The following is a 5,277-nucleotide window of genomic DNA, read 5'->3' on the forward strand; positions in this document are numbered from 1 at the left end:
TCGGCGCGTACGGCGGCGGCGGGCCGGGCGGCGGGATCCCCGGCGGGTTCCGCCGCGAGTTCCCCGCCGAGGAAGCGGGCGACGGCCAGCGGGTGGGGGTGCTCGAAGACCAGGGTGGCGGGCAGCCGCAGGCCGGTCGCCTCACCGAGCCGGTTGCGCAGCTCGACGGCCAGCAGCGAGTCCATGCCGCGCTGCCGGAACGGCGTCTTGTCGGTGAGGTCCGCCTGCTCCGCGGCGCCGGGCCGCTGTCCGAGGACGGCGGCCAGACAGCTGTGGACGACCGCCAGCAGCTCCTTCTCGCGCTCCTCGGGCGCAAGACCGGCCAGCCGCTGCGCGAGCGGCGACCCTTCGCGTACGGGCCCGGCCGCCTCCTGCTCCTTCGCCGGCCGCTGTTCCGCGGCGATCTCCGCGAGCAGCGGGCTCGGCCGGGCGGAGGTGAAGACGGGCAGGAACCGTTCCCAGTCGACGTCCGCGAGGGCCACGAACGTCTCGTCGTGGTCGAGCGCCTGCCCCAGCCCGGCGAGCGCCGTCTCCGGGTCGAGCAGCGGCAGCCCCTGCCTGCGCAGGAACTCCGGATCGACCGCGTCGGGCAGCGTGTTGCTGCCCCACACGCCCCAGGCCACGGAGGTGGCGGGCAGCCCTCGCGCGCGGCGCTGCTCGGCGAACGCGTCCAGCCAGGTGTTGGCCGCGGCGTACGCCCCGTGGTCACCGCTGCCCCACACGCCGGCGATGGACGAGAAGAGCACGAACGCCTCCACCGGATGGTGCGCCAGCAGCTCGTCCAGATGCCGCGCGCCCGCGACCTTGGCCGCGACGACCTCGTGGAACTCCTCGACGGTCAGCGCGTCCAGCGAGCCGAGCCGCATCGCCGCCGCCGCGTGGATCACCGTCCCGACCCGGACGCCGTCCGCGTCGAGGCGGCGTACGAGGTCCGCGACCGCGTCCCGGTCGCCCACGTCGCAGGCGGCGACGGTGACCCGCGCGCCCTCCTCCTCGATCCCGGCCACCCACTCCGCGACGCCGTCGGCCGTCCCGTCGCGGCGGCTGACGAGCACGAGGTGCTCCGCACCGGCACCGACCAGCCACCGCGCGATGTGCGGGCCGAGGGCACCGGTGCCGCCGGTGACGAGGGTGGCGTGGCGGGGGCGGTAACCGGCCCCGGGCGGCGGGGCGGTGAGCGGGGCGCGGGTCAGGCGGGGCACGTGGCCGCCGCCGTCGCGGATGGCGAGGTGGGGTTCGTGGTCGGGGTCGGTCCGTCCGGCCAGGTGCTGGACGAGATGGGTGTAGTGGTGGGGCCTTGCGTCGGCGGGGAGGTCGACGAGCCCTGCGACGTGCTCGGGGTGTTCGAGCGCGGCGACCCGCCCGAGACCCCAGGTCTGGGCGTGGTCGGGGTCGGGGGGCGGGTCCTGGGGCGTGGCCCGTACGGCGTGGGTGGTGACCGTCCACAGGGGGGCGGCGGGGTGCCGCTGCCGGTCGTGGAGACGGGTCAGGAGGGCCGCGGGGTCGGGGTCGAGATTGAGGATGCCGACGGCGGCGGGGTGTTGGGGGTCGGTGGTGACGGCGGCACCGGCGGCTTCGAGGGCCGCGACCAGGGCGGCGGGCGCGGATGCCTCGGGCGGGGGGAGGAGCAGCCAGGTGCCGGTGAGCGCGGGCGGGGCGGCGAGCGGTGTGTGGGGGCGCCAGGTGACGGTGTAGCGCCAGGAGTTGAGCGTGTCGTGCGTCGACCTGGTGGCGAGGGGCGCGGCGAGCCAGAGGTGTTCGTGCTGGAAGGGGTAGGTGGGGAGGTCGGCGGGTGGGGCGGTGGTGTCGGGGGCGGCGTCGAGGCCGTGGGCGTGGGTGTGGGCGAGTGCGAGGGCGAGGCGGTGGGGGGTGTCGTCGTCGCGGTGGAGGGTGGCGTGGGTGACGGCGTCCGCGTCGGCCTGGTCGATGGTGTCTTCGACGGCGGTGAGGAGACCGGGGTGAGGGCTGGGTTCGAGGAAGTGCCCGTAGCCGTCGGCGAGGAGCGCCTGAACCGTCTGATGGAAGCGGACCGGCGAACGCAGGTTGGTGAACCAGTAGTCCGGGGTGAGAGTGGTGGTGTCGACCGGTCCTGCGGTGACGGTGGAGTAGAACGGGATGTCGGCGGCCCGGGGTTCGATGCCCGCGAGACGCGCCTCCAGATCCGCTTCCAGCGGTTGGACCAGCGGGGTGTGCGAGGCGTACGTCACCGGGATACGGCGGTGGCGGACGTCGTTCCGTACGCAGTGCTCCTGCACCGCGTCCAGCGCCGCCGCGGGGCCTGCGACGACCACGGCAGCGGGTCCGTTGACCGCCGCGACCGACACGTCTCCCGAGACACCGCAGTCCTTGAACAGCGCGTCGGCACCGCCCTCGTCCAGCGCTACGGACAGCATCCCGCCCGTACCCGCCAAAGCTGTGAGTGCCTGGGACCGCTGGGCGACCACCCGCGCCGCGTCCTCCAGACTCAACGCCCCCGCGACATGCGCGGCAGCGATCTCACCCTGGGAGTGTCCGATGACCGCATCGGGGCGAACCCCGTGGTGCTCCCACCAGCGGGTCAGCGCCACCATCACCGCCCACAGCGCAGGTTGGACGACCTCCACCGGCTCCAGCGCAGCCGGATCGTTGCCGGTCAGCACGTCGAGCAGATCGAAATCCGCGTACGGGGCCAGCGCCCGCGCGCACTCCTTGAGTGCCTCCGCGAACACCGGCGACTCGGCGAACAAGCGGGCACCCATGCCCACCCACTGCGACCCCTGCCCCGGGTAGACGAACACCGTCCCGCCGGGCACTCCCCGCCCGGTCACCACACCCGGATGCGGTACGCCGTCCGCCAACGCCTCCAGCCCCGCCAGCAGTTCCTGCCGCCCCTCCCCGACGACCACCGCGTGCCGGGACAACCGCGCCCGCGTCCGCAACGCCGCCGCCACCGCTTCGGGCTCCAGCTCGGGGTGCTCCACGAGATGCCCGCGCACCGTCCCGGCGTACGCGCGCAGCGCCGCGTCTCCCTGCGCGGACAGCGGCACCCCCACGGGTCCCGCCGCTGCCGCCGCCGGGAGTTCGGGCTCCGGCTCGGGCTGTTCGAGGATGACGTGCGCGTTGGTGCCGCTGACGCCGAACGACGAGACCGCCGCCCGCCGCGGCCTGTCCACCTCCGGCCACGCGCGGGCATCGGTCAGGAGCGATACGCCCCCGGCCGCCCAATCCACATGCGGCGTCGGCTCGTCCACATGCAGCGTCGCGGGCAACTCCCCATGCCGCATCGCCTGGACCATCTTGATGATCCCCGCCACACCCGCCGCCGCCTGCGCGTGCCCGATGTTCGACTTGATCGACCCCAGCCACAGCGGCCGGTCCTCGCTACGCCCCCGGCCGTACGTCGCAAGCAGCGCCTCGGCCTCGATCGGGTCACCCAGCGTCGTCCCCGTACCGTGCGCCTCCACGGCATCGACGTCAGCCAGGCCCAGCCCGGCGCTGTCGAGGGCCGCGCGGATCACGCGCTGCTGGGAAGGCCCGTTGGGCGCCGTCAGACCGTTGCTCGCACCGTCCTGATTCACCGCAGAGCCGCGTACGACCGCCAGCACCCGGTGGCCCTTCCGGCGCGCCACCGACAGCCGTTCCAGGACCAGTACGCCGACGCCCTCGGCCCAGCCCGTACCGTCCGCACCCGCCGCGAACGACTTGCACCGGCCGTCCGCCGACAACCCCCGCTGCCGACTGAACTCCACAAATGTCCCCGGGCTCGCCATCACCGTCACCCCGCCGGCGAGCGCCATCTCGCACTCACCCGTACGCAGCGACTGCGCCGCCAAATGCAGCGCCACCAGCGACGAAGAACACGCCGTATCCACCGTCACCGCAGGACCTTCCAGCCCGAACGCGTACGACACCCGCCCCGACGCCACGCTCGCCTGCGTCCCGGTCAGCACATGGCCCTCGACGCCCTCGGCGCCGGCGTCCACGCCGACCGCGTAGTCGTGGTACATCAGGCCCGTGAAGACGCCGGTGCGGCTGCCGCGCAGCGCGGCCGGGTCGATGCCCGCCCGTTCGAACGCCTCCCAGCTCGTCTCCAGCAGCAGCCGCTGCTGCGGGTCCATCGCCAGCGCCTCGCGCCGCGACAGCCCGAAGAGCCCGGGGTCGAAGTCCCCGGCCCCGTAGAGGAAGTGCCCCGCCCGGGTGTGCGAGGTGCCCGGCCGGTCCCGGTCGGGGTGGAACAGCCCGTCGAGGTCCCAGCCCCGGTCGGTGGGGAACGGGCCCAGGCCCTCCCGCCCTTCGGTCACCAGCCGCCACAGGTCCTCGGGCGAGGCGACGCCGCCCGGGTAGCGGCAGGCCATGCCGACGATGACGACCGGGTCGTCGGCGGCGGCCCCGCCGCCGGCCGGCGGGGGCGTGGCGTCGGAGCCGGGGCCCGCGGTGTCGTCGCCGAGCAGGAAGGCGGTGAGGGCGTGCGGCGTCGGGTAGTCGAAGGCGAGGGTCGTCGGCAGCCGCCGGCCGACGGCGTCGGCGAGGCGGTTGCGCAGTTGCACGGCGGTCAGCGAGTCGAAGCCGAGGCTCTTGAACGTCTGGCCCGGCTCGATCGGCTCCGCCGAGCCGTGGCCGAGGACGGCCGCCGCCTGTTCCCGTACGAGCAGCAGCGCCTCGCGCTCCCGCTCGGCCGGCGGCATGGCCGCCCAGCGCGAGGCGGGAGTGTCGCCGTCCGCGGCCGGGGCCGCGGCGGGCCGGCGGGCGGGCGGCCGGACCAGGTCCCGCAGCACGGCCGGTACCTCGCCGTCGCCGCCGCGGTCGCCGAAGGCGCCGAGGCCGAGCCGGGCGGCGATGAGGTGCGGCGGGGCGTCGGTGTCCGCGGCGGCCGTGGCCGCGTCGAAGAGGGCGAGCGCGTGGTCGCTGCCGAGGGGCGTGACGCCGGTACGGGCCATGCGCCGGATCCCGGCGTCGCCGAGGTGCCGTGTCATGCCGCTGGCTTCCGCCCACAGCCCCCAGCCGATCGAGCGGGTACGGGGCCGGTGGTGGGCGAGTGCGTCGAGGAAGGCGTTGGCGGCGGCGTAGTTCGCCTGGCCGGGGGCGCCGAGCGTGGCGGTGGTGGAGGAGAAGAGGACGAGCGCCGGGAGGTCGGGCAGGTCGGCGGTGGCGCGGTGGAGCGCGAGCGCCGAGTCGGCCTTGGCGGCGAGGACCGCGTCCAGGCGCTCCGGGGTGAGGTTGGTGATCAGGGCGTCGTCGAGCACCCCGGCGGCGTGCACGACGGCCGTCAGCGGGCGGGCCGCGGCGGTGGCGTCGATC

General features: G+C 75.3%; 1 protein-coding gene. It reads right to left on the reverse strand.

The window, feature by feature from the left end; translation table 11 throughout:
• A partial coding sequence (locus H5J30_RS16570) for a type I polyketide synthase (protein ID WP_181788199.1) occupies positions 1 to 5,277 on the reverse strand: 5,277 nt, incomplete at both ends.

It is taken from the genome of Streptomyces phytophilus, from assembly GCF_013870535.1.
Taxonomy (GTDB): domain Bacteria; phylum Actinomycetota; class Actinomycetes; order Streptomycetales; family Streptomycetaceae; genus Streptomyces; species Streptomyces phytophilus.